Source organism: Streptomyces sp. NPDC088147 (genome assembly GCF_044741565.1).
In the GTDB taxonomy this organism is placed as follows: Bacteria; Actinomycetota; Actinomycetes; order Streptomycetales; family Streptomycetaceae; genus Streptomyces.
This window is the reverse complement of sequence record NZ_JBIUSY010000002.1, coordinates 718,463-741,299: the sequence shown is the minus strand read 5'-3', so window position 1 is coordinate 741,299 and position 22,837 is coordinate 718,463. Positions and strand designations below refer to the sequence as shown.

Below are 22,837 nucleotides of genomic sequence, written 5' to 3'. Positions count from 1 at the left end.
GGCTCAGGTGGCCGCCCCGTAGAACAGCTCCTCCACCACCGCCCGCGCCCTGCGCGTCGTACGGCGGTAGTCGTCCAGCATGTCGCCCACGTGCCCCGGTCCGTACCCCAGATAGCGGCCCATCGCGCCCAGCTCCCGCCCGTCCGACGGGAACGTGTCGCCCGGCCTGCCCCTGACCAGCATCACGCCGTTGCGGACCCGGGTCGCGAGCACCCACGCCTCGTCCAGGATCCGCGCGTCCTCCACCGGGAGCAGGTCCGCCGCGCAGGCCGCCGCCAGGGCCTCCCGGGTACGGGTGGTGCGCAGACCGGGCTCCACCCAGCCGTGCCGCATCTGGAGCAGCTGGACCGTCCATTCGACATCGGAGAGCCCGCCCCTGCCCAGCTTGGTGTGGAGCGTCGGATCGGCGCCGCGCGGCAGCCGTTCCGTCTCCATCCGCGCCTTGAGCTTGCGGATCTCCCGTACGGCGTCCTCGCCCAGGCCCTCCGCCGGATACCGCAGCGGATCGATCAGTTCGATGAACCGGCGGCCCAGATCGGCGTCCCCCGCCATCGGCTCCGCGCGCAGCAGCGCCTGGCTCTCCCAGACCAGCGCCCAGCGCCGGTAGTACGCCGCGTAGGAGGCGAGCGTACGGACCATCGGGCCGCTCTTGCCCTCCGGCCGCAGATCCGCGTCGATCAGCAGCGGCGGGTCGGAGGTGGGGACTTGGAGCAGCCGCCGCATCTCGCCGACCACCTCGTTCGCGGCGCGCGCCGCGTCGTGCTCGCTGACGCCCTCGCGCGGCTCATGGACGAAGAGCACATCCGCGTCGGAGCCATAACTCAGCTCGTGGCCGCCGAACCGTCCCATGCCGATGACCGCGAAGCGGGTGGGCAGGGTGTCGCCCCACCGCTCGCGTACGACGGCGCGCAGGGCGCCCGCGAGGGTCGCCGCGTTCAGATCGGTGACCGCGTTGCCGACCCGGTCGACCAGCGCCCCCGGGTCCTCCTCGGCGGGGCTCTCCTCCGTGCCGTACGAGCCGATGATGTCCGCCGCGGTCGTACGGAACAGCTCACGCCTGCGCATCCCCCGGGCCGTCGCGACCGCGCCCTCCGCCGTCTCCGCGCGCCCGACCGCCGCCAGGACCTCCTGCTCCAGCGGTTCACGGCCGCGCGGGGCGAGCCCGTGGGGGTCGCCGAGGATGGCCACCGCCTCGGGCGCGCGGAGCAGCAGATCGGGCGCGAGCCGGCCGGCCGAGAGCACCCGCGCGAGATTCTCCGCCGCGGCCCCCTCGTCGCGCAGCAGCCGCAGATACCAGGGGGTCTTGCCGAGCGCGTCCGACACCTTGCGGAAGCCGAGCAGCCCGGCGTCGGGGTCGGCGGAGTCCGCGAACCAGCCGAGCAGCACCGGCAGCAGCGTCCGCTGGATCGCCGCCTTGCGGCTCACCCCGGACGACAGCGCCTCCAGATGCCGCAGCGCGGCGGCCGGGTCGGCGTAACCGAGCGCTTCGAGCCGCTGCCGGGCCGCCCGCGGACTGAGCCGGATCTCGCCGGGCGCGAGCTGGGCGACCGCGTCGAGCAGCGGCCGGTAGAACAGCTTCTCGTGCAGCCGCCGTACGACCGAGGCGTGCCGCCGCCAGGTCCGGTTCAGCTCGGCGACGGGATCGCCGCGCAGTCCGAGCGAGCGGCCGAGGCGGCGCAGATCCGCCTCGTCCTCGGGCACCAGATGGGTACGGCGCAGCCGGTAGAGCTGGATGCGGTGCTCCATGGCGCGCAGGAAGCGGTACGCCTCGTCCAGCTGCGCCGCGTCCGCCCGGCCCACATAGCCGCCCGCCGCCAGCGCGGCCAGCGCTTCGAGGGTCGAGCCGCTGTGCAGCGAGGAGTCGCTGCGGCCGTGGACCAGTTGGAGGAGCTGTACGGCGAACTCGACGTCCCGCAGCCCGCCGGGACCGAGCTTCAGCTCCCGCTCCACCTGGCCCGGCGGGATGTTGTCGACGACCCGGCGGCGCATCTTCTGCACGTCGGAGACGAAGTGTTCGCGCTCGGCCGCCTGCCACACCAGCGGGGAGACCGCCTCGATGTACTGGGCGCCGAGCATCGGGTCGCCCGCCACGGGACGGGCCTTCAGCAGCGCCTGGAACTCCCAGGTCTTGGCCCAGCGCTGGTAGTACGCGAGATGGCTGCTCAGCGTCCGTACAAGCGGCCCGTTGCGGCCTTCGGGGCGCAGATTCGCGTCGACCGGCCAGATGGAGCCCTCGACGGTCGACTCGGAGCAGATCCGCATCAGATGGGACGCCAGCCGGGTCGCCGCCTGGATGGCCTTGCCCTCGTCGATGCCCTCGGCGGCGCCGCCCACCCCGTCGGCCGGCTCGCCGACGAAGATCACGTCCACGTCCGAGACGTAGTTCAGCTCATGGCCGCCGCACTTGCCCATCGCGATCACCGCGAGCCGGCACAGCGCGGCGTCCTCGGGCGCGGACGCCTTGGCGATCGCGAGGGCGGCGCGCAGGGTCGCGGTCGCCAGATCGGCCAGTTCGGCGGCGGTCTGGGCGAAGTCCGCCGTCCCGCAGACGTCCCTGGCGGCTATGGCCAGCAGACAGCGGCGGTAGGCGACCCGCAGCGAGACCGGGTCGGTGGCCTCGGCGAGTCCGCGCTCGAACTCCTCGACGCCGGGGTGCAGATCGGCCAGTTCGTAGGTGACCAGCACGTGCCAGTCCCCGGGGTGTCTGACCAGATGGTCCCCGAGCGCCTCCGAGGAGCCGAGCACCCCGAGCAGCCGGTCCCGCAGCGGCTTCGCCGTCACCACGGTGTCCAGCAGCACCCGCAGTTCCTCGGGCCGCTGCGCCTCCGCCAGCCTGACGAGCCCGCGCAGCGCGAGATCGGGGTCCGCGGTGGCGCCGAGCGCGTCGAGGAGCATCGGATCGGACCGTACGAGTGACATCACGGGGGCGTCCAGCAGCCGTTCGGCCGCGGAGGGATCGGTGAAGCCGTGCCGCAGCAGGCGGGTGAAAGTACTGCTCCTGCGTCCCGGCAGCGCCATGTTCGCCGTCTCCTGTCCACGACCCCGTCCGACCAAAGCTCAGGAACGAGCCTAGACCCAGGTCGCGGCGGAGGACCGATGAGTCCCGCCCGCGCCGCCGGTCCCTTGTACAGCTGTCGTACGACACCGCGCGAGAGGACCGCACCATGGCGCTCAAGGAGCCCCGCACCGAGCTGGACACCCGTTACGGCGAGCCGGAGGCAGCCGCCACCGCCTGGACGGAGGCCGAGGGCCTGCTCGCCGAGGCCGAGCTGTTCTGGCTGTCGACCGTACGGCCCGACGGCCGTCCGCATGTCACCCCGCTGCTGGCCGTCTGGGCGGACGGCGCGCTGCACTTCTGCACCGGCGCGGCCGAGCGGAAGGCCATGAACCTGGCCCGGAACCCGGAGGTGGTGCTCACGACCGGTGTGAACGCCCTCCACGGCGGCTGTGACCTGGTGGTCGAGGGCACGGCGGTCCGGGTGACCGACACGTCCCGGCTGACGGTGCTCGCCGCGCTGTGGGAGGCGAAGTACGGCGCGGAGTGGCACTTCGACGTTCAGGACGGCGGGTTCACGGGCGGCCAGGGCAATGTGGCCCTGGTCTTCGAGGTCGCGCCCCGCACAGCCTTCGGCTTCGGGAAGGCCCCGTACAGCCAGACGCGCTGGCGGTTCTGACCGCCGCGGGGCCGGGGACGGGTCCGGGCCGGCGGTACGACAACCCCGCCGGCCCGGACCGGATCACGCCTGAGGCACTACCGCACCACGTACTACAGCACCGGCAGATTCTTCTTCAGCTCGAAGGCCGTCACCTCGGAGCGGTACTCCTCCCACTCCTGCTTCTTGTTGCGCAGAAAGAAGTCGAAGACATGCTCGCCGAGCGTCTCCGCGACCAGTTCGCTGCGCTCCATCAGGGAGATCGCCTCGCCCAGGTTCTGCGGCAGCGGCTCGATGCCCATCGCGCGGCGCTCCGCGTCCGAGAGGGCCCATACGTCGTCGTCGGCGCCCGCCGGGAGTTCGTAGCCCTCCTCGATGCCCTTGAGGCCCGCGGCGAGCAGCACCGCGTACGTCAGATAGGGGTTGGCTCCCGAGTCGATGGAGCGGACCTCGACCCGTGCCGAGCCGGTCTTGCCCGGCTTGTACATCGGGACGCGGATCAGCGCGGAGCGGTTGTTGTGGCCCCAGCAGATGTACGAGGGGGCCTCGCCGCCCGAGCCCGCGGTGCGGCTGGAGCCGCCCCAGATGCGCTTGTACGAGTTGACCCACTGGTTGGTGACGGCCGAGATCTCCGCCGCGTGCTTCAGCAGCCCTGCGATGAAGGAGCGGCCGACCTTGGAGAGCTGGTACTCGGCGCCCGACTCGTAGAAGGCGTTGCGGTCTCCCTCGAAGAGGGAGAGATGGGTGTGCATGCCCGAGCCCGGGTATTCGGAGAACGGCTTCGGCATGAAGGTCGCCTGCACGCCCTGCTCCAGCGCGACCTGCTTCATGACCAGGCGGAACGTCATGATGTTGTCGGCGGTGGAGAGCGCGTCCGCGTACCGCAGATCGATCTCCTGCTGGCCGGGGGCGCCCTCGTGGTGGCTGAACTCCACCGAGATGCCCATGGATTCGAGCATCGTGATCGCCTGGCGCCGGAAGTCCATGCCGACGTTCTGCGGGGTGTGGTCGAAGTAGCCGGAGCTGTCGGCGGGCGTCGGGCGCGTGCCGTCGACCGGCTTGTCCTTCAGCAGGAAGAACTCGATCTCGGGGTGGGTGTAGAAGGTGAAGCCCAGATCCGAGGTCCTGGCGAGGATCCGCTTGAGCACATAGCGCGGGTCCGCGAAGGACGGCGAACCGTCGGGCATCAGGATGTCGCAGAACATCCGGGCCGTGCCGGGGGCCTCCGCGCGCCAGGGCAGTATCTGGAACGTGCCCGGGTCGGGCTTGGCGATCATGTCGGATTCGTATACGCGGGCGAAGCCCTCGATCGCCGATCCGTCGAAGCCCATGCCCTCGTCGAAAGCCTGCTCCAGCTCGGCGGGCGCGACGGCGACCGACTTCAGGAAGCCGAGCACGTCGGTGAACCACAGGCGTACGAAGCGGATGTCGCGCTCTTCGAGCGTACGGAGCACGAATTCCTGCTGCTTGTCCATATTAGCCGTCCTACCCATCCTTGCTGGTCAGGCCACCTGCTCCCATGCCGCGGGGCACGCCGGGGCACCCGAGCATCCCACCACACGATTTCCGGCGCGTTGCGAACCCCCGTCCAACACATCGCGTCGTGCGTGTGTACGGGCTTGCCGCCCATAGTGCCTGTTCGTCCGATGCCCATGAAACAGGCGTCCGCAATCCATTGTGCGGGAGATCGGTGCGGAAGATCGACTTTGGCGCCTGTCAGCCACCGCTGTGCCGGGCGGGGGTGTCCGACCAGCCCAGGGGGTACGGCTCCGTGTCCTCGCCCGGGACCGCCGCCTCCCCGCCCGCCGCGGTGAACGCGGCGAGCCCGCCGACCAGGGCCGTGCGCTGCTCGGGGGTCAGCCGCTCGACGATCGCCGAGATCTCGCGGTGGCGTACGGCGGTGACCCGGTCGACGAGCGTGCGGCCCTCGGGGGTCAGCCGCAGCATCGTCTCGCGGCGGTTGCACGGATTGCTCTGCCGGGTCGCCAGGCCCGCGACGATCAGCCGGTCGAGCATCCGCATGGCCGTCGACGGATTCACCCCGAGCCGTTCGGCGATATCGACCAGTTTGGCGTCGCCGTGGGCGGCGAGGACAGCGAGCAGCCGGTACTGCGGCAGGGTGACCGGTTCCGCGACGGCCGCCAGGGACCGCGCCGACACCTTCACCAGGAGCCGGGAGGCGGTCAGCACGGCGTGCGTCACCGCGTCCACATCGGCCCGGCCCCCGGGGTCCCGCGCGGGCGGCTCCGGGCGGGGGCGGGGTTGTCGACGCGGCTGCGGGTCCTCGGCCATGCCTCTTTGTACCCTGGCGGCGCCCGGTTCGTACCGTCTGGGGTCCCGGGGGAGAACCGGAACCGGCTCCTCACTGCTGCCGGCGGGGGTGTACGCACTACGATCTGCGCCCATGGGGGGATCGCGGGCGGGCCACATACGCGTCACGCGTCCCACGGCGCTGCTGAGTGCCGTGGCGACGCTGCTCGCCGCGCTCTTCATCTGTCTGGGTCCTGAGCCGGACGGGACCGGGGTCCACCACCCGGACGCTCCGGCGGCGGTGGCGGACGGCACCGCGTACGGCCCGGCCACCGGGACCACGGTCCGCGACCGGGCCGAGGCCGAGGCCCGTTACACCTGCCCGTACGACAAGGGTGACTGCGGGCTCTTCCCGCGTCAGAGCCCGGCCGTGCTCACCGTCCCGCCGCCGGCCACCCCGCTCGCCGGCGATGTCCAGCCCTCGCACCTCGAACCGCCGTACCCCACCGGCCGGGTGCCCCGCTCCGGAGCGCTCGCCCGCGCCCCGGACCTCCACGTCCTTCAAGTACTGCGGACGTAGGGCCTGTCGTCCGGATCTCACCGGTCCGGCCCCCGCACCGGGTTCCGCATGTCCCGAACCACGTTCCGTGCTCACGCAGTTGTCCACGTTCCGTTCCGCAGTCATCAGTCATCGCAGAAGGACACACATCATGGCTTCCAAGTCCCAGTCCGCCGAGCGCAAGGCCCGAATAGAGGAGATGCGCCGCGCCGAGCGGGCCCGCGAGCGGCGCAGCCGCATCATCACGATCACGGCGAGCGCCGTCGTGGTGGTCTCCCTCATCGCCGGCGGCGCCTACCTCCTCAACAAGGAGTCGGACAAGAAGGAGCAGGAGCAGGCGGCGGCCAAGGCGCCCGTGAAGGACGAGAAGTCCTGGGACGCCAAGAAGCTCGGCCGTAACCATGTCGCCGAGGCGGTCACGTACCCGATGACCCCGCCCGTGGGCGGTGACCACAACCAGATCTGGGTGAACTGCGACGGGGACGTCTACAAGGAGCCGGTCCCGGACGTGAACGCGGTGCACTCGCTGGAGCACGGCGCGGTCTGGGTCACCTACAACGACAAGGCCGCCGACGCCGATGTGAAGGCGCTGAGCGAGAAGGTGGAGAACACCCCCTACACGCTGATGAGCCCGGTGAAGAACCAGGCGGGCGCCCTCATGCTGAGCGCGTGGGGCAAGCAGGTCACGGTGGACAGCGCCACGGACCCGCGCGTGGACCAGTTCTTCACGAAGTACGTGCAGGGCACGCAGACCCCTGAGCCGGGCGCCGCCTGCACGGGCGGAATGGGCGCGCAGTGACGGCGGAGAGCGCGCCCGACCCGACGGTCACAGCCGACGGTACGGCCCGTCCGGCGCGCAAGGTGACCCGCACACAGTGGGCGGCGATCACCGCCGTCGTCCTGGCGCTGGTCTTCGCCGGAACGGCGGCGGTGGCCTCGGCCGGGCGCGACGGCGGCTCCGCCGCGCCCCGTACCCCGGCCACGGACTCGGCGGACGCGGGCTTCGCCCGGGACATGGCGGTCCACCACCAGCAGGCGGTGGAGATGTCGTTCATCGTGCGGGACAGCACGGACGACGAGGAGGTGCGCCGGCTGGCGTACGACATCGCCAACACCCAGGCGAACCAGCGCGGGATGCTGCTGGGCTGGCTGGACATGTGGGGGCTGCCGAAGGTCGAGTCGGGCCGTGAGCCGATGGCCTGGATGTCCATGGACACGACCATGGACCACGGTGACGGCGGCATGGACATGGGCGCGATGGATCACGGTGCGGCGGGCCATCAGGCGCACGACGGCTCGCTGATGCCGGGCATGGCCACGAAGACGGAGCTGGACCGGCTCCGCGAGGCCCGTGGCAAGGCCGCCGAGATCCTCTATCTCCAGCTGATGACCGACCACCACAAGGGCGGGGTCGCGATGGCCCAGGGCTGCGTACAGCTGTGCGAGCCCGGTACGGAGAAGGACCTCGCCGAGGGGATGGTCGCGGCGCAGCAGTCCGAGATGAAGCTGATGGCGGACCTGCTCGCGGCGCGCGGCGCGAAGCCGCGCACCGGCGGCTGACGCGCGGGGCCGCCGGTTCCCCGGGACCCGGCGGCCCCGGCTCAGTCGCACGGCCTCCTGCGGGCCGCGGCGGTCTCTTGCGGGGCGCGGCGGTCGCGGCGGTTTCTCATGGGCCGCGCGGCGGTCGCGGCGGCTTCTTGCGGTCGCGCCACTCGAACGGGTGCACGATGATGGTTCTGGCTCGGGGTGGACGGCACTCAGGAGGGACGGAACCCATGACGACCGCCAAAGACATCATGCACCCCGGGGCCCAGTGGATCCCGGCCCACGAGACCCTGGACCGCGCCGCCCAGCTGATGCGTGAGCTGGATGTGGGCGCGCTCCCCATCGCCGACGCCGAGGACCGGCTGACCGGCATTCTCACCGACCGCGACATCGTCGTCGGATGTGTGGCGATGGGCCATGACCCGGCGCGGACGACGGCCGGTGAGATGGCGCACGGCACCCCCCGCTGGATCGACGCGGACGCGGACGTGGACGAGGTGCTGTACGAGATGCAGAGCAACCAGATACGCCGGCTGCCGGTGATCGAGGACAAGCGTCTCGTCGGGATGATCAGCGAGGCCGACCTGGCCCAGCACCTCACCGACGGACAGCTCGCCTCCTGGATGGAGCAGGTCTACGCGCACGGCTGAGCCCCGGCTCGCGCGCCTCCCCCACCACACGCGCCACACGGGCCGTGCGCGCCTCCTCCGCCGAGTGGGCTGCCCCACACGCGCACCCCAGGACATCGCGTCAGTCAGACGATTACACTGGGTCCCGTGCCTCAACTACGCCTCGCTCTGAATCAGATCGACTCGACCGTCGGCGATCTCGCCGCGAACGCCGAGGCGATCGTGCACTGGACCCGGCACGCCGCCGAACAGGGAGCGCACGTCATCGCGTTCCCCGAGATGGCGCTGACCGGCTACCCCGTCGAGGATCTCGCCCTGCGGTCGTCCTTCGTCGAGGCGTCCCGGGCCGCCGTGCGCGCGCTCGCGGTACGGCTCGACGAGGAGGGCTTCGGCGAGCTGCCCGTCGTCGTCGGCTATCTGGACCGCTCCGAGTCGGCCCAGCCGCGCTTCGGCCAGCCGGCGGGCGCCCCGCGCAACGCCGCCGCCGTACTGCACCGCGGCGCGGTCGTCCTCGACTTCGCCAAGCACCATCTGCCCAACTACGGCGTCTTCGACGAGTTCCGGTATTTCGTGCCGGGCGACACCATGCCCGTCATCCGGGTCCATGGCGTCGACATCGCGCTCGCGATCTGCGAGGACCTCTGGCAGGACGGCGGCCGGGTCCCGGCGGCCCGGTCCGCCGAGGCGGGGCTGCTGCTCTCGGTCAACGCCTCGCCGTACGAGCGCGAGAAGGACGACAGCCGTCTCGACCTGGTGCGCAAGCGCGCCCAGGAGGCCGGCTGCACCACCGCGTATCTGGCGATGATCGGCGGCCAGGACGAGCTGGTCTTCGACGGTGACTCGATCGTCGTGGACAAGAACGGCGACGTCGTGGCGCGCGCACCGCAGTTCGCCGAGGGCTGTGTGGTCCTGGACCTCGATCTGCCGGCCGCCTCGCCGGACGCGCCCACCGGGGTCGTGGACGACGGGCTGCGGATCGACCGGGTCATCCTCTCCGAGGACCCGGTGCCGGCCTACGAGCCCGAGCTGACCGGCGGCTACGCCGAGCGCCTGGACGACGACGAGGAGGTGTACTCGGCGCTGGTGGTGGGCCTGCGCGCGTACGCCGCCAAGAACGGCTTCCGGTCCGTGCTGATCGGGCTCTCCGGCGGTATCGACTCCGCGCTCGTCGCCGCCATCGCCTGTGACGCGGTCGGCGCGCGGAACGTGTACGGCGTCTCCATGCCGTCGAAGTACTCGTCCGGCCACTCCAGGGACGACGCGGCCGAGCTGGCCCGCCGTACCGGGCTCAACTTCCGTACGCAGCCGATCGAGCCGATGTTCGACGCGTACATGGGCGAGCTGGGGCTGACCGGGCTCGCGGAGGAGAACCTCCAGTCGAGGCTGCGCGGCACGATGCTGATGGCCCTCTCCAACCAGGAGGGCCACATCGTTCTCGCACCGGGCAACAAGTCCGAGCTGGCCGTGGGCTATTCGACGCTCTACGGCGACTCCGTCGGCGCGTACGGACCGATCAAGGACGTCTACAAGACCTCCGTCTTCCGGCTCGCCCGCTGGCGCAACCGCGCCGCCGAGGAGCGCGGCCAGACCCCGCCGATCCCGGAGACCTCGATCTCCAAGCCGCCGAGCGCCGAACTGCGCCCCGGCCAGGTCGACACGGACTCACTGCCCGACTACGACGTACTGGACCGGATCCTGGAGCTGTACGTCGACCGCGACCAGGGCGTGGACGCGATCATCGAGGCCGGTTTCGACGCGGAACTGGTCGCCAGGACGCTGCGGATGGTGGACACGGCGGAGTACAAGCGGCGCCAGTACCCGCCGGGCACCAAGATCTCGGCGAAGGGCTTCGGCAAGGACCGGCGGCTGCCGATCACGAACCGCTGGCGCGAGCACAGGCCGTAGCGGACAGACACGGGCGCCGGGGGCGGCGGGACCCGGGGCGCCCCGGACTTCGGGGCCCGCGGGAACCCGGGGCGCACCGGACGCAAGGCGGCAAGCACCGGGGCGCCCCGGACTCGGGAGCCGCGGGGGCTCAGCCCACCCGTTCCGTCGTCGCCCCGGTCCTCGTCGTGGCCGAGGCGACGACCCGCGACGCCTCCGGCACCCGGCCGCCCCTGTCGCCCCGGTCCAGCAGTCCGGCCGTCACCGCGATCGCCAGGCCGACGACCGCGAGCACCGCGCCGACCAGGGTCGGGGACAGCCAGCCCCAGCCCGCCGCGATCGCCGCGCCGCCGAGCCAGGCGCCGCCCGCGTTGGCCAGGTTGAAGGCCGAGTGGTTCGAGGCGGAGGCGATCGTGGGGGCGTGCCTGGCCTTCTGCATGACGAGCATCTGGAGCGGGGTGGTGGTCAGGAACCCGACCGCGCCCAGCACGACGACCGTCACCAGCGCCGCCCACTGGATGTGCGCCGTGAAGCGGAAGGCGAGCAGTACGACGGCGAGCGTGCCGAGCGAGATGTAGAGGGTGGGCCGCAGCGCCCGGTCGGTCAGCGGCCCGGCCGCCAGCGCGCCCAGCGTCATGCCGATGCCGAAGAGCGCGAGGACCAGCGTGACGGACGACTCGCCGAATCCCATCACCTCGGTCGTGATCGAGGCCAGGTACGAGTAGACGGCGAAGACCCCGGCGAAGCCGAAGACGGCGGTCGCGAGGCCGAGCAGCACCTGGCGGTCGCCGAGGGCCCGTATCTCGCGGCCCACGCTCTGGTGCGCCTCGACCGGCATGTGCGGGACGAGCCGGGCGAGCGCCGCGAGCGCGATCAGCCCGATCACGGTCACCACCAGGAAGGTGGCGCGCCAGCCGAGGTTCTGGCCGAGCAGGGTGGCCGCGGGCACGCCGACGATATTGGCGACGGTCAGGCCCAGGAACATGGTCGCGACGGCCCGCGCCTGCCGGCCCTCCCGCACCAGCCGGGCGGCGACGACCGCGCCGACGCCGAAGAACGCGCCGTGCGGCAGCCCGGCGAGGAAGCGGCCCGTCAGCAGCCAGCCGAAGCCGGGGGCGAGCGCGGAGCCGAGGTTGCCGATGACGAAGAGCCCCATGAGCAGGAGCAGCATCCGCTTGCGCGGGATACGGGAGCCGAGGGCGGTGAGCAGTGGGGCGCCGACGACGACACCGATCGCGTAGGCCGAGACCAGATATCCGGCGGTCGGCACGGACGTACCCAGGTCATCCGCGACATTGGGCAGCAGGCCCATCATCACGAACTCTGTCGTCCCGATGCCGAAAGCGCTGACGGCCAGGGCGAACAGGGCGAGGGGCATCAAGAGACCTTCCGTGGTGAGCTTCAGGGGTTCAGGGGTTAAGTACCCCCACGGAACAAAGTCTCTCAGGGTTTCTATTCCGGCGGATGAACTCCGGATTGCGCCCAGCGCTCCGTCCGGCGAGGCTCCGGCCGACGCGGCCTCGCGCTCAGGCTCAGCGCAGTTTCACCCGCGCCGCGATCGGCAGATGGTCGCTGTCCGTCTCGGGAAGGGTCCAGGACGAGGTCGGCTCGACGCCCTTCACCATGATCTGGTCGATCCGCGCCATCGGGAACGACGCCGGCCAGCTGAAGCCGTACCCATGCCCGGCCGCGCCCTGGGTCGAGCGCATCTGGGCGGTCACGGCGTTGAGCGACCGGTCGTTCATCGTGCCGTTCAGATCGCCGAGCAGGATCACCCGGCTCAGCGACTCGTGGGCGATGGCCTCGCCCAGCGCGTCGGCGCTCTTGTCGCGCTGGTTGGCGGTGAAGCCCGCGTTCAGCTTGACGCGCACGGAGGGGAGATGCGCCACATAGACGGCGACCCGGCCCTCGGGTGTGCTGACGGTGGCGCGCATGGCCCGGACCCAGCCCAGCCTGATGTCGACGGGCTCGGCCCCGGTCATCGGGTGCTTGCTCCACAGCCCGACCGTGCCCTGCACCGAGTGGTACTTGTACGTCCCGGCCAGCGCCTTGACATAGGTCTGCACGGCGCTGGCCTTCAGCTCCTCCAGCGCCACGACATCGGCTCCGGACTCCACCAGCTTGCGCGCGGTGCCCTCGGGGTCGGGGTTGTCCGCGTTGACGTTGTGGGTGGCGACCATGAGGTCACCGCCACCGCCCGACTTGTCGGTGAGGAGCCCGCCGAAGAGGTTGACCCACACCACGGCGGGCAGCAGCACGGCGATCAGCGCGGTGGCGGAGCGCCGTACCAGCGCCAGCAGGAGGATCAGGGGAACGAACACCCCGAACCAGGGCAGGAAGGTCTCGATGAGACTGCCCAGGTTGCCGATCTTGTTGGGCATCTGCGCATGGAAGATCATCAGCAGCGCGACCACCACGGCGAGCAGCGCGAGCACGATCCCCCGCCGCCAGATACCCGGATCGTCCCGCCATCGATTCAGCAGAGTTCTGACGCGGGAGCCGGTGCGAGGGTCCTCCTCCCCGCCGTCCGTCACCGAATGCGCCGTGTACTCCTGCGTCATATGCGCTGCCCTCACTGCCTTGCTGTGCACGCCCGCCCCCGACCCTAGGCGATGTACGGGCACTTTCTCCGCCGTCCGTGGACAGCCGTTCTGGCACGGAGACGAAAAGTACGCGTCCGGGAGTTCCGATCAAGGACGAAAGCAGGGCGGGTGTGACAGATCCCGCATCGCCGGGCCGGGCCTTTTCCGGTGCGCGTCGGCGTCGGTCCCCGGCGCGCACCGGCGTCAGTCGGGCGGGCGCAGCCCCTGGAGCACGGCGCTGATGATCCGGTCGGGGAGGTCCTCCTCCAGGGGTGCGCCGGGCCGGTGCAGGGTGCGCATGAGCATGGGGCCGATCAGCAGTTCGTGCATCAGCTCCACGCTCAGATCGTCCCGTAGCTCACCGGAGGCGACTCCGCGACGGATCAGGCCGGTCGTCATCTCGCGCCGGGGGCCGATGACCGTCCTGTGGTACTCCGCCCAGAGTTTGGGCTGGCTCTTCATCTCGACGACGACGTTGTGCAGCATGGCCGAGGACCGCTGGGCGAGCCCGCGCCGGCGCATCGCCTCCAGCACGACCCTGAGATCGTCGAGCGCCGAGGTGCCGGGCAGTTCGGGTTCCGGCGGCTCGATCTCCCGCAGGACGTCGAGGAAGAGCTCCTCCTTGCCGTGCCAGCGCCGGTAGATGGTCGCCTTGCCGACGCCCGCGGTACGGGCGATACGTTCGACGGAGAGCGCGCCGAGCGGCACACCGTCCTCCAGCAGGGCCACGACGGCCTCCAGGATCGCCCGCTCGACCGCCTCACTGCGTGGCCTGCCGCGCCGGTGTTCCTTCTCGTGACCCTGCTCCCGCACCTGTCTCCGCCTCTCGCCGCCCTCGGCCGCCGCGTACGGCGTGTACGCCGTGTACGCCGCGCTTCCGCCGCGCCAATTCTCGTACACGGCGTCTCACCCCACGGCGTCTCGTCCCCCCGGCGTCTCGTCCCCCGGCGTACACGACGTACACGACATACACGGCGTACACCGCGTCGCCGTCAGCCGCGGGCGGCGGTCACGGGTTCGGACGCCTCCTCGCTCCCCGCGAGCTTCCGCGGCTCCGGCCGGCCCGGCAGGAAGAGCGCGACCACCACGGCGCCGATCAGCGCGACGGCCGCCGAGCCGAGGGCGGTGACATGCATGGCGTCGAGGAACGCGTCGTAGGCCGAGCTGATCAGCGGCCGGCCCGCGGGGCCCATCTTCTCCGCGACGCCGAGGGTGGCCTCGATCGACTCCCCCGCCGCGTCCCGCGCGGCGGCCGGGACCGCGCCGAGGTGTCCCTCGATCCCGCCCCGGTAGGTCGCGGAGAGCACCGAGCCCAGTACGGCGATCCCGAGGGCGCCGCCGACCTGGCGGAAGGTGTTGTTGATGGCCGAGCCGGAACCGGCCTTCTCCCGGGGCAGCGCCTGCATGACCGCGACGGTCACCGGCGGCATGATGTGCGCCATTCCGGTGCCCTGGATGAAGAAGACGAGGCACAGCACCCAGACCGGGGTGTCCGTGCCGAAGAGGGCGAACGCGGCGAGTCCCGCCGCGACGAGCAGCATGCCGGCCGTGCAGACCGCGCGGGCCCCGAACCGGTCCACCACCAGCCGGGCCCGCGGCGCGAAGATCATCTGCGCCGCGGCGAGCGGCAGGATCAGCAGCCCGGACTGGAGCGCGCTGTAGCCGCGCACGCTCTGGAGGTAGAAGGCCGAGAAGAAGGTCACGCCCATCAGCGCGAAGAAGACCAGCGCGATGGCGGCGACGGCGGCGGCGAAGGCCGGCTTCCTGAAGTACGAGATGTCGATGGACGGGTGGCTGCTGCGCTTCTCGTGCCAGACGAAGAGCGCCAGCACGGCCACGCCGCCGAGAAGCGGGGCGAGCACGCTCGCACCGGTGAAGTCGGCCAGCTCGCCGCCGCGGATGATGCCGTACACCAGCAGGACGAGTCCGACGATGGAGAGGACGACGCCCAGCGGGTCGACCCGGCCGGGCCTGGGGTCCTTGGAGTCCGGGACCAGCAGCACCATCGCGACCAGCGCGACGACGGCCACCGGGACGTTGACCAGGAAGATGGATCCCCACCAGAAGTGTTCGAGCAGCAGACCGCCGGTGATCGGGCCGATCGCGATGCCGAGGCCCACGCTGCCCGCCCATATGCCGATGGCCTTGGGCTGCTCGTCGCGCTCGAAGACATTCATCAGCACGGCGAGGGTGGCGGGCATCACGAAGGCGGCGCCGAAGCCCATCAGGGCGCGGTAGCCGATGAGTTCGGCGGGCGATCCGGACAGGGCGGCGAGCGCCGAGCCGAGGCCGAAGACGGCGATGCCGAAGAGGAGCACCTTCTTGCGGCCGATGCGGTCACCGAGCAGCCCGGAGGTGAAGAGCAGTCCGGCGAAGACGAGCGTGTAGGAGTTGATCGCCCACTCCAGCTCGCTCTGGGTGGCGCCGATGCCGGTGGGCTCGGGGGCGGCGATCGTCTTGACCGCCACGTTCAGGATCGAGTTGTCCAGCACGACGATGAGCAGGCTGAACATCAGAACGCCGAGGATGGCCCAGCGGCGGCGGTGGACCGCCTCCGGGACACGGGACTCGGGTATGCGGGGTGCGGCGGCGCCGCCGGACGGTGTGGACATGACGCACACCCTAGACCACTTTCGATACGGGACCGTCTCGTATTGGAAAGTCTTTACGCAGGGCCCATGGGGCCCCGCACGCCCCCCACTTCCCGGCCCCTACTTCCCGTGACCGGTGCCGGGATGCCACCATGGAACCGGTCCGGGGACACCGTCAGGGTGCCTCGAGATGACGAAAGGGCCTTTGGCCATGACTGTTCAGACCGAGGCTGCGCGGACGTCACCCGCGGGACGCCCCGAAGCCGACCCCAAGGCGCTGTACGGCGGCACGAGTTCCCGGCGTATCACCGTCCATGCCATCACCGCCGCCAAGGAGCGCGGCGAGAAGTGGCCCATGCTCACCGCCTATGACGCGATGACGGCCTCCGTGTTCGACGAGGCCGGCATCCCGGTCATGCTCGTCGGCGACTCGATGGGGAACTGCCATCTGGGGTACGAGACGACCGTACCCGTCACGCTGGACGAGATGACGATGCTCGCCGCGGCCGTCGTACGGGGCACGAAGCGCGCCCTGATCGTCGGCGACCTGCCGTTCGGCTCGTACCAGGAAGGGCCGGTCCAGGCCCTGCGCAGCGCCACACGGCTGGTGAAGGACGCGGGGGTGGGCGCGGTCAAGCTGGAGGGCGGCGAGCGCTCACACACCCAGATCGAGCTGCTGGTACAGGCCGGCATCCCGGTGATGGGACACATCGGACTCACCCCGCAGTCCGTCAACACCCTCGGCTACCGGGTGCAGGGCCGCGGCGAGGAGGCCGCGCAGCAGCTGCTCCGCGACGCCAAGGCGGTGCAGGACGCGGGGGCGTTCGCGGTCGTGCTCGAACTGGTCCCCGCCGAGCTGGCCGCCGAGGTGACCCGCATCCTGCACATCCCGACCATCGGGATCGGCGCCGGGCCCGAGACGGACGCGCAGGTGCTCGTCCACACCGACATGGTCGGGCTCACCGGAGGGAAGGTGCCGCGCTTCACGAAGCAGTACGCGAATCTCCGGCAGACGCTCGGGGACGCGGCGCGGGAGTTTGCGGAAGAGGTCATCGGAGGAACGTTCCCTCAGGAGGAGCACACGTTCCACTAGGTCCTGTCCCGTCCCGTCTTCGCTCGGCTCGGCTCGGCACTGCTCGGCACTGCTCGGCTCCGCACGGCGGGGCCGCGGCGGTGCCGAGGTGGGGACGAGGTGGGGACGAGACGGGGACGAGCCCCGGGAGGCACGGCCCGGAAGGCGGGTCCCACCGCCCAGAAGCCACTGCCCGCACGGACGACAGCCCGCCGATCTTCCCCCGTCGGCGGGCTGTCGGCTGTCCGCGCGGCGCGACGACGGCCCGACAGCCTCCCGACGGCGGCCTGTCGGCGGCTTGTCGGTGGATTGTCGGTGGCGGCTGGTCCACTGGTGTCATGACTCGAATCGACAAGAACCCCAACGGCAGCCGCACGGGCAACGCCGTCGAGGTACGGGGGCTGGTCAAGCACTACGGCGGACCACAGGGCACCCGGGCTCTCGACGGAGTGGACCTCGATGTGCGCGAGGGCACCGTCCTCGGTGTGCTCGGGCCCAACGGCGCCGGCAAGACAACGCTCGTCCGTATTCTCTCCACGCTCGTCCAGCCGGACGCCGGGACCGCGAGGGTCGCCGGGTACGACGTACTGCGCCAGCCGCGCCAGCTGCGCCGCACCATCGGTCTCACCGGCCAGTACGCCTCGGTCGACGAGAAGCTCTCCGGCTGGGAGAACCTCTACATGATCGGCCGGCTGCTCGATCTGTCCCGCAAGGACGCCCGCCGCCGCGCCGACGAGCTGCTGGAACGCTTCTCCCTCACCGAGGCGGCGAAGCGGGCCGCGATGCAGTACTCCGGCGGTATGCGCCGCCGGCTCGACCTGGCGGCCTCGATGATCGGCCGGCCGTCCGTGCTCTATCTGGACGAGCCGACCACCGGGCTCGACCCCCGTACCCGCAACGAGGTCTGGGACGAGGTGCAGCGGATGGTCGCGGAGGGGTCCACCGTCCTGCTCACCACCCAGTACATGGAAGAGGCCGAGCAGCTGGCCAGCGAGCTGACGGTCATCGACCGCGGCCGGGTCATCGCCAACGGCAAGGTGGACGAACTGAAGGCGAAGGTCGGCGGCCGTACGCTCCAGATCCGGCCCGCGGACCCGGCGCAGCTCCCCGCGATGGCACGGGCGATCGCCGAGACCGGGCTCGACGGCCTGGCCGGCACGCAGGCCGTCCCGGACGAGGGCCTGCTGTACGTACCGATCCTGAGCGATGAGCAACTGACCGCGGTCGTCGGCCTGCTGGGCGAGCGCGGCTTCGGTATCGCCCATATCGGCACCCATCTCCCGAGCCTGGACGAAGTGTTCCTGGCCATCACCGGCCAGAAGACGGCCTCCGTGTCCGACACCACACCCGAGGAGGTCGCGGCATGAGCACGACCACACTGCCCACGTCCGCGCCCGAGAAGGCACCCGCGCCGTCGCCCGTCGCCGTCCCCGACGAGGGCCGGATCGGACTGCGCGCCAATCTGCGGCACATCGGCGCGCTGGTGCGCCGCAACGCCCTCCAGATCAAGCAGGACCCGGAGTCGATGTTCGACGTCCTGCTGATGCCGATCATCTTCACGCTGCTGTTCGTGTACGTCTTCGGCGGCTCCGTGGGCGCGAGCCTCGGTGGCAGCCGCGAGGAGTATGTGAACTATGTGATCCCCGGCCTGATGGCGATGATGGGCATGAACATCGCGATGGCCGTCGGCACGGGCGTGAACGACGACTTCCGCAAGGGGGTCATGGACCGGTTCCGTACGATGCCGATCGCCCGGTCCTCGGTGCTGATCGCCAAGATCGTCGTCGAGATCGGCCGGATGCTGGTCGCCACCGCGATCCTGCTCGGCATGGGCTTCCTGCTCGGCATGGAGATCAGGACGTCGGTGCTCGAACTGTTCGGAGCGGTCGGTCTGTCCCTGGTGTTCGGCGCCTCGCTAATGTGGATCTTCATACTGCTGGGGCTCACGATGAAGACGGCGCAGGCCGTCCAGGGCGTGGCCATGCTCGTTCTGATGCCCTTGCAGTTCGGCTCGTCGATCTTCGCCCCGCCGTCCACGATGCCGGGCTGGCTCCAGGCGTTCACCGACTACAACCCGCTGTCCAATCTCGCGGACGCGGCGCGGAGCCTGATCAACGGCGGTCCTGTCGCGGACTCGGCGTGGATGACGCTGGGGTGGGCGGCGGCGATCACGCTGGTGACGGCACCGCTCGCGGTGGCCAAGTTCCGGAAGAAGTCCTGACGTCAGGGCCCCGACGGGCCCAGGACCGGACGGATCCCGGAGGACGAGTCCCCGACGACGGGCCCCGGACGACAGATCCCGTACGACGAACCCCCGACGACGGGAAGCGGACGACCGGCCCCGACGACGGGCCGCGGACGACGGGCCCCCGACGACGGGTTCAGCATCCGGCGAGGGTGGTGGCCTCCTCCAGAGTGAGGCCGCCACCCTCGGCGCGTGCCTCCTCGAACGCGGCCTCACCGAGCACACCCATCACTGTCTCGCGCGCGCCCTTCCTGGTGTACCGCTCCGAGAACGCGGGGTGGTGCCCGGCGGGCGACAGCGCCTCGTACGCGCCGATCAGCCGGGCCGCGTCCCGGCCGCGCTCCCGGTCGCCCGCTTCGGCGGCCAGACCGCCCAGCGCCCAGGCGACCGTCACCAGATGGACCGCGGCCATCTCGGGGGCGATCATCAGCGACAGCGGGGTCAGCGCCGCCTCCACGGCCGCGCGGGCCGCCTCCAGCGCCGTGGCGTAGCGGCCGTCCGCGCAGTCCAGCCAGGCGAAGACGCCCTGGACGAACCCCTCGAAGGTGGCCAGCGTCTCGGAGCGGAACACGTCGAGCAGATGGTTGAGTTCTTCCCGCGCCTCGTCGCCGCGTCCGGTACGGCCCAGCCAGAGCGCGAGAAAGAGCCGGGCCGCGGGCTGCGCCTCGTGCCAGGTGTCGCGCCCCTCGGCCAGCACCTCGCGGAGGATGCGCTCGCCCTCCTCGCCCTGGCCGGTCTCGAACATGGTCGCCGCCAGCCGGGACCGCAACAGCGCGGCCTGACTCTGCGCGCCGAGCCTTTCGGCGTGGCCGATGGCGGCCCGGTAGTCGTCGGCGGCGAGGCGGTATTCCCCGGCCCTCTCCCTGGCCTCGCCCCGCGCGGACAGCGCCTCGGCGATGCCCCAGGCGTCGCCGAGCCGCTGAAAGATCTCCAGGCTGCGGTTGGTGTCCCGGGTCGCGTCCCCGGCCCGGTCGCCGCGGTTCGAGAAGATATTGGCCCGTATGTGCAGCGCGCTGGCCAGCTCCCAGTCGTATCCCAGCCCCTCGCAGGCCCGTACGGTCTCGTCCACGACCCGTCTCAGCCCCCGTGGATCCCCGCTGAGCATGTACGCGAAGACCCACAGCGAGCCGGGGAACCGGCAGGTCTGCGGAAGCCCCGGCCGGTAGGCGTCGGCGACCTTGCGCAGCCACGCGAGCCGTTCGGGCGTGGCCCAGTTCTCCGCGTCGTGATTCATGCTGACGATCCCGATCAGCCGCACCTGGCGCCTGGCCTCCTTGAGCAGTTCGGGGGCCATGGGCGGTGGTGCGTCCGTGCACCGCTCCGGGAGGGCGGGAGCCGGCTCCACGGGCGGGGCGAACGGGTCGGGTCCGAGAGCCGAGGCGGCCTCCGCCCAGTGACGGGCGTCGGCGCGCAGATCGAGCATCTGCCAGAGCCAGCCGAGGGAGAGGACGAGACAGAGCGCCTCCTGTTCGTCGCGGGCGGCGACGGCGCGGCGCAGCGCGGTACGCAGATTCTCGTACTCCAGCTGGAAGAGGGCGATCGCGGCGTGCTGGCCGGGGCCGCGCAGTACGGGGTCGGTGGTACGGGCCAGCTCCCGGTGGTACACGAGATGGCGGCGCTCGGCGGCGGCCCGGTCACCGGCCTGGTCGAGCCGCTCGGCGGTGTACTCGGCGACCGTTTCCAGCAGCCGGTAGCGCATGTCGCCGTCGGGCCCGGGGGCGGCGACGACGAGGGACTTGTCGATGAGGGAGCCGAGGAGGCGGGCGACGTCCTGGGAGGCGACGACGTGGGTGACCCCCGGGTCGGCCGGGGCTTCAGGGACGGCTGGGGCTTCAGGGGCGGCTGGGGCTTCAGGGGCGGCTGGGGCATCCGGGACGGCGGCCGGGGCTTCAGGGGCGCCGGGGGCGGCCGGGGCTCCAGAGGCGCCGGGGGTGGCCGGGGCTCCTGAGGTGCCGGGGGTGGCCGATGCGGCCATGCCGTCCTGTGCGGCCGTACCGGCCGTACCGGCCGAGTCGTCCAGGTCGTCCGGGTGGTCCGCGCAGACCGCCTCGGCGGCCGTCAGTCCGCAGCCGCCCGCGAAGACCGACAGCCGGCGCAGTACCGCGCGTTCGGACGCGTCGAGCAGGTCCCAGGACCAGTCGACGACCGCGCGCAGCGTCTGCTGGCGCGGCAGAACCGTCCGGCTCCCGCTGGTCAGCAGCCGGAAACGGTCATCGAGCCGGTCCGCGATCTGACGCGGAGTCAGCATCCGCAACCGCGCCGCCGCCAGCTCGATCGCCAGCGGCAGACCATCAAGACGACGACAGATCTCCGCCACCGCCGCCGGATCCCCCGCCCCGTCGAACCCCGGCCACACCGCACGCGCACGCTCCGCGAACAAACGATGCGCCGGATCCGGCGGCAACGGCTCCACCGGCCGCACCGACTCCCCCGGCACCCCCAACGGCTCACGACTGGTCGCCAGGATCGTCAGCCCGGGGCAGCGGGCGAGCAGCTCCTCGGCGAGGGCGGCGGCGGCGCCGATCACATGCTCGCAGTTGTCGAGGATCAGCAGCATGCGCCGGCGCGCGCAGTGCTCGGCCAGCCGTACGAGCGGCTCACCGGCGTGCCGGTCGGCGGCCCGCAGCTCCTCGGCCCCGGCGCCCCGCAGTACGGTCTCCCGCGCGCCGAGCGCGGTCAGTACGGCCTCGGGCACGGTGTCCGGGTCGTTCACGGGCGCCAGTTCCGCGAGCCATACGCCGTCGGGCCACCCCCCGGCCATCAGCTCCGCGGCCTCCTGCGAGAGCCGGGTCTTGCCCGCCCCGCCGGGGCCGAGCAGGGTGACGAGCCTGGCGCGGTCCAGATCACCGCGGAGGGCTTCGATGTCGCCCTCGCGCCCCACGAAGCTGGTCAGCCGTGCCCGGAGGTTGCCGGGCGGCGCGGCGGGGCGCGGGGCCCGGTCCGGCGGGCGGACGGGGCCGGGGGACGTGGCGGCCGTACGGTCGGACCGCCCGCCGCCCCCGGCCCGCTCCCGCTCATTGGCCCCGGCGGACGCGCCGGTCCCGCCGGGCCCACCGGTCCCGCCAGGCCCACCGGACGCGCCGGACCCGCCGGTGCCCCGGAGCAGTTCCTCGTGCAGGGCGCGCAGTTCCGGGCCCGGGTCGGCGCCCAGGCGGGCCGCCAGCGCGCGGCGCACCCTGTCGTACGCGGCCAGGGCCTCGGCCGGGCGTGCCGCGTCGCGCAGGGCGCGGATACGCAGCGCCTGGAGGGGCTCGTCGAGCGGGAACTCACCGCAGAGCGCGGCCAGTTCGGGCAGCGTCTCCTCCGCGCGGCCGAGGGCGAGCGCGGCCGTGAGCCGCGCCCTGCGGGCCTCCAGTCGGCGGGTCTCCCAGCGGGCGGCCTCGCTCGTACGGTCGGGGAGGTCGGCCAGCGCGGGACCGCGCCAGAGCGCCAGCGCCTCGTCGAGAAGGCCCGCCGCCTTGGTCGCGTCACCGTCCGCCAGGGCCCGCGCACCCTCGGTGGCGAGCCGGCCGAAGCGGTGGAGATCCACGTCCTCCTCGTCGGCGCACAGCTGGTAGCCGCCCTCCACCGAGAAGACGGCGGCGGGGCCGAGCGCCCGCCGCAACCGTCCGACCAGCGCCTGGAGCGCGCCCACCGCGTCGGCGGGCGGATCGCCGCCCCAGACCTCGATGACGAGCTGGGCGACCGGGACCGTACGGCCGGGCCGCAGGGCGAGCACCGTCAGCAGCGCACGCAGCCGCGCACCGCCGAGGGCGACGGGGGTGCCGTCGTCGTGCAGTGCCCGTGTGGTGCCGAGGAGCCGGTAGCGCATCCGCCCATTGTCCGCG

The 22,837-nt window shown here is 71.8% G+C and carries 17 protein-coding genes; 9 read left to right on the top strand and 8 right to left on the bottom strand.

From position 1 onward, the window contains the following. Positions 1 to 3: 3 nt before the first annotated feature. A complete protein-coding gene (locus ACIOGX_RS08555; protein ID WP_356506997.1) occupies positions 4 to 3,018 on the bottom strand; it encodes a bifunctional [glutamine synthetase] adenylyltransferase/[glutamine synthetase]-adenylyl-L-tyrosine phosphorylase in 3,015 nt (1,004 codons plus the stop codon). Positions 3,019 to 3,164: 146 nt separating this feature from the next. Between ACIOGX_RS08555 and ACIOGX_RS08550 the strand changes: the two genes are divergently transcribed. Continuing rightward, positions 3,165 to 3,674, top strand: coding sequence for a pyridoxamine 5'-phosphate oxidase family protein (locus ACIOGX_RS08550; RefSeq protein ID WP_384764881.1), 510 nt, complete (start codon positions 3,165 to 3,167; stop codon positions 3,672 to 3,674). Between the two features lie 92 nt (positions 3,675 to 3,766). Here the strand turns inward: ACIOGX_RS08550 and glnA are convergent, their stop codons facing one another. Then, the gene (glnA, locus tag ACIOGX_RS08545) at positions 3,767 to 5,128 is read right to left on the bottom strand and encodes a type I glutamate--ammonia ligase (protein ID WP_129773011.1); all 1,362 of its coding nucleotides are present in this window, start codon (positions 5,126 to 5,128) and stop codon (positions 3,767 to 3,769) included. A gap of 241 nt (positions 5,129 to 5,369) precedes the next feature. Further along, entirely contained in the window at positions 5,370 to 5,945 is a 576-nt protein-coding gene (locus ACIOGX_RS08540; RefSeq protein WP_401911376.1) for a MarR family winged helix-turn-helix transcriptional regulator, read from the bottom strand. A 112-nt stretch (positions 5,946 to 6,057) separates the two neighbouring features. On the opposite strand from ACIOGX_RS08540, the gene ACIOGX_RS08535 reads away from it, so the two are divergent. From ACIOGX_RS08535 to ACIOGX_RS08515, 5 genes are all read left to right on the top strand, one after another. Beyond that, positions 6,058 to 6,483, top strand: coding sequence for a hypothetical protein (locus ACIOGX_RS08535; RefSeq protein WP_356506991.1), 426 nt, complete (start codon positions 6,058 to 6,060; stop codon positions 6,481 to 6,483). Between the two features lie 130 nt (positions 6,484 to 6,613). Then, entirely contained in the window at positions 6,614 to 7,261 is a 648-nt protein-coding gene (locus ACIOGX_RS08530) for a DUF3105 domain-containing protein (protein ID WP_356506989.1), read from the top strand. A gap of 62 nt (positions 7,262 to 7,323) precedes the next feature. Further along, positions 7,324 to 8,022: a DUF305 domain-containing protein gene (locus ACIOGX_RS08525; RefSeq protein WP_384765101.1), complete on the top strand. Its 699-nt coding sequence runs from the start codon at positions 7,324 to 7,326 to the stop codon at positions 8,020 to 8,022. Between the two features lie 215 nt (positions 8,023 to 8,237). After that, on the top strand, positions 8,238 to 8,657 hold the full coding sequence (locus tag ACIOGX_RS08520; RefSeq protein ID WP_129773005.1) for a CBS domain-containing protein: 420 nt from the start codon (positions 8,238 to 8,240) through the stop codon (positions 8,655 to 8,657). Between the two features lie 126 nt (positions 8,658 to 8,783). Then, positions 8,784 to 10,541 (top strand): NAD+ synthase, encoded by a 1,758-nt coding sequence (locus ACIOGX_RS08515; protein WP_401762878.1) that lies wholly within the window; start codon positions 8,784 to 8,786, stop codon positions 10,539 to 10,541. Between the two features lie 130 nt (positions 10,542 to 10,671). Here the strand turns inward: ACIOGX_RS08515 and ACIOGX_RS08510 are convergent, their stop codons facing one another. From ACIOGX_RS08510 to ACIOGX_RS08495, 4 genes are all read right to left on the bottom strand, one after another. Further along, on the bottom strand, positions 10,672 to 11,898 hold the full coding sequence (locus ACIOGX_RS08510; RefSeq protein ID WP_356506984.1) for an MFS transporter: 1,227 nt from the start codon (positions 11,896 to 11,898) through the stop codon (positions 10,672 to 10,674). A gap of 154 nt (positions 11,899 to 12,052) precedes the next feature. Continuing rightward, on the bottom strand, positions 12,053 to 13,081 hold the full coding sequence (locus ACIOGX_RS08505) for an endonuclease/exonuclease/phosphatase family protein (protein ID WP_356506982.1): 1,029 nt from the start codon (positions 13,079 to 13,081) through the stop codon (positions 12,053 to 12,055). Between the two features lie 225 nt (positions 13,082 to 13,306). Continuing rightward, positions 13,307 to 13,915 carry a TetR/AcrR family transcriptional regulator gene (locus tag ACIOGX_RS08500; protein ID WP_384765099.1) on the bottom strand — a complete coding sequence of 203 codons (609 nt, stop codon included), beginning with the start codon at positions 13,913 to 13,915 and terminating at the stop codon, positions 13,307 to 13,309. Between the two features lie 179 nt (positions 13,916 to 14,094). After that, positions 14,095 to 15,714, bottom strand: coding sequence for an MFS transporter (locus ACIOGX_RS08495; RefSeq protein WP_401911369.1), 1,620 nt, complete (start codon positions 15,712 to 15,714; stop codon positions 14,095 to 14,097). A gap of 190 nt (positions 15,715 to 15,904) precedes the next feature. Between ACIOGX_RS08495 and panB the strand changes: the two genes are divergently transcribed. The 3 genes from panB to ACIOGX_RS08480 all read left to right on the top strand — a co-directional run bounded on the left by panB (position 15,905) and on the right by ACIOGX_RS08480 (position 18,986). Then, positions 15,905 to 16,786, top strand: a complete 882-nt coding sequence (gene panB, locus ACIOGX_RS08490) for a 3-methyl-2-oxobutanoate hydroxymethyltransferase (RefSeq protein ID WP_129772996.1) — start codon at positions 15,905 to 15,907, stop codon at positions 16,784 to 16,786. Positions 16,787 to 17,103: 317 nt separating this feature from the next. Beyond that, the gene (locus tag ACIOGX_RS08485) at positions 17,104 to 18,132 is read left to right on the top strand and encodes an ATP-binding cassette domain-containing protein (RefSeq protein ID WP_129772994.1); all 1,029 of its coding nucleotides are present in this window, start codon (positions 17,104 to 17,106) and stop codon (positions 18,130 to 18,132) included. Beyond that, positions 18,129 to 18,986 (top strand): ABC transporter permease, encoded by an 858-nt coding sequence (locus ACIOGX_RS08480; protein WP_356506977.1) that lies wholly within the window; start codon positions 18,129 to 18,131, stop codon positions 18,984 to 18,986. The genes ACIOGX_RS08485 and ACIOGX_RS08480 overlap by 4 nt, the downstream gene beginning before the upstream one ends. A gap of 160 nt (positions 18,987 to 19,146) precedes the next feature. Here the strand turns inward: ACIOGX_RS08480 and ACIOGX_RS08475 are convergent, their stop codons facing one another. Further along, the gene (locus tag ACIOGX_RS08475) at positions 19,147 to 22,821 is read right to left on the bottom strand and encodes an AfsR/SARP family transcriptional regulator (protein WP_401911365.1); all 3,675 of its coding nucleotides are present in this window, start codon (positions 22,819 to 22,821) and stop codon (positions 19,147 to 19,149) included. Positions 22,822 to 22,837 lie beyond the last annotated feature (16 nt).

Coding starts and splice junctions, on each gene's coding strand:
- panB (WP_129772996.1), top strand. CDS start 15,905: ATGACTGTTCAGACCGAGGCTGCGCGGACGTCACCCGCGGGACGCCCC.
- ACIOGX_RS08485 (WP_129772994.1), top strand. CDS start 17,104: ATGACTCGAATCGACAAGAACCCCAACGGCAGCCGCACGGGCAACGCC.
- ACIOGX_RS08540 (WP_401911376.1), bottom strand. CDS start 5,945: ATGGCCGAGGACCCGCAGCCGCGTCGACAACCCCGCCCCCGCCCGGAG.
- glnA (WP_129773011.1), bottom strand. CDS start 5,128: ATGGACAAGCAGCAGGAATTCGTGCTCCGTACGCTCGAAGAGCGCGAC.
- ACIOGX_RS08510 (WP_356506984.1), bottom strand. CDS start 11,898: ATGCCCCTCGCCCTGTTCGCCCTGGCCGTCAGCGCTTTCGGCATCGGG.
- ACIOGX_RS08530 (WP_356506989.1), top strand. CDS start 6,614: ATGGCTTCCAAGTCCCAGTCCGCCGAGCGCAAGGCCCGAATAGAGGAG.
- ACIOGX_RS08480 (WP_356506977.1), top strand. CDS start 18,129: ATGAGCACGACCACACTGCCCACGTCCGCGCCCGAGAAGGCACCCGCG.
- ACIOGX_RS08495 (WP_401911369.1), bottom strand. CDS start 15,714: ATGTCCACACCGTCCGGCGGCGCCGCCGCACCCCGCATACCCGAGTCC.
- ACIOGX_RS08550 (WP_384764881.1), top strand. CDS start 3,165: ATGGCGCTCAAGGAGCCCCGCACCGAGCTGGACACCCGTTACGGCGAG.
- ACIOGX_RS08535 (WP_356506991.1), top strand. CDS start 6,058: ATGGGGGGATCGCGGGCGGGCCACATACGCGTCACGCGTCCCACGGCG.
- ACIOGX_RS08520 (WP_129773005.1), top strand. CDS start 8,238: ATGACGACCGCCAAAGACATCATGCACCCCGGGGCCCAGTGGATCCCG.
- ACIOGX_RS08475 (WP_401911365.1), bottom strand. CDS start 22,821: ATGCGCTACCGGCTCCTCGGCACCACACGGGCACTGCACGACGACGGC.
- ACIOGX_RS08555 (WP_356506997.1), bottom strand. CDS start 3,018: ATGGCGCTGCCGGGACGCAGGAGCAGTACTTTCACCCGCCTGCTGCGG.
- ACIOGX_RS08505 (WP_356506982.1), bottom strand. CDS start 13,081: ATGACGCAGGAGTACACGGCGCATTCGGTGACGGACGGCGGGGAGGAG.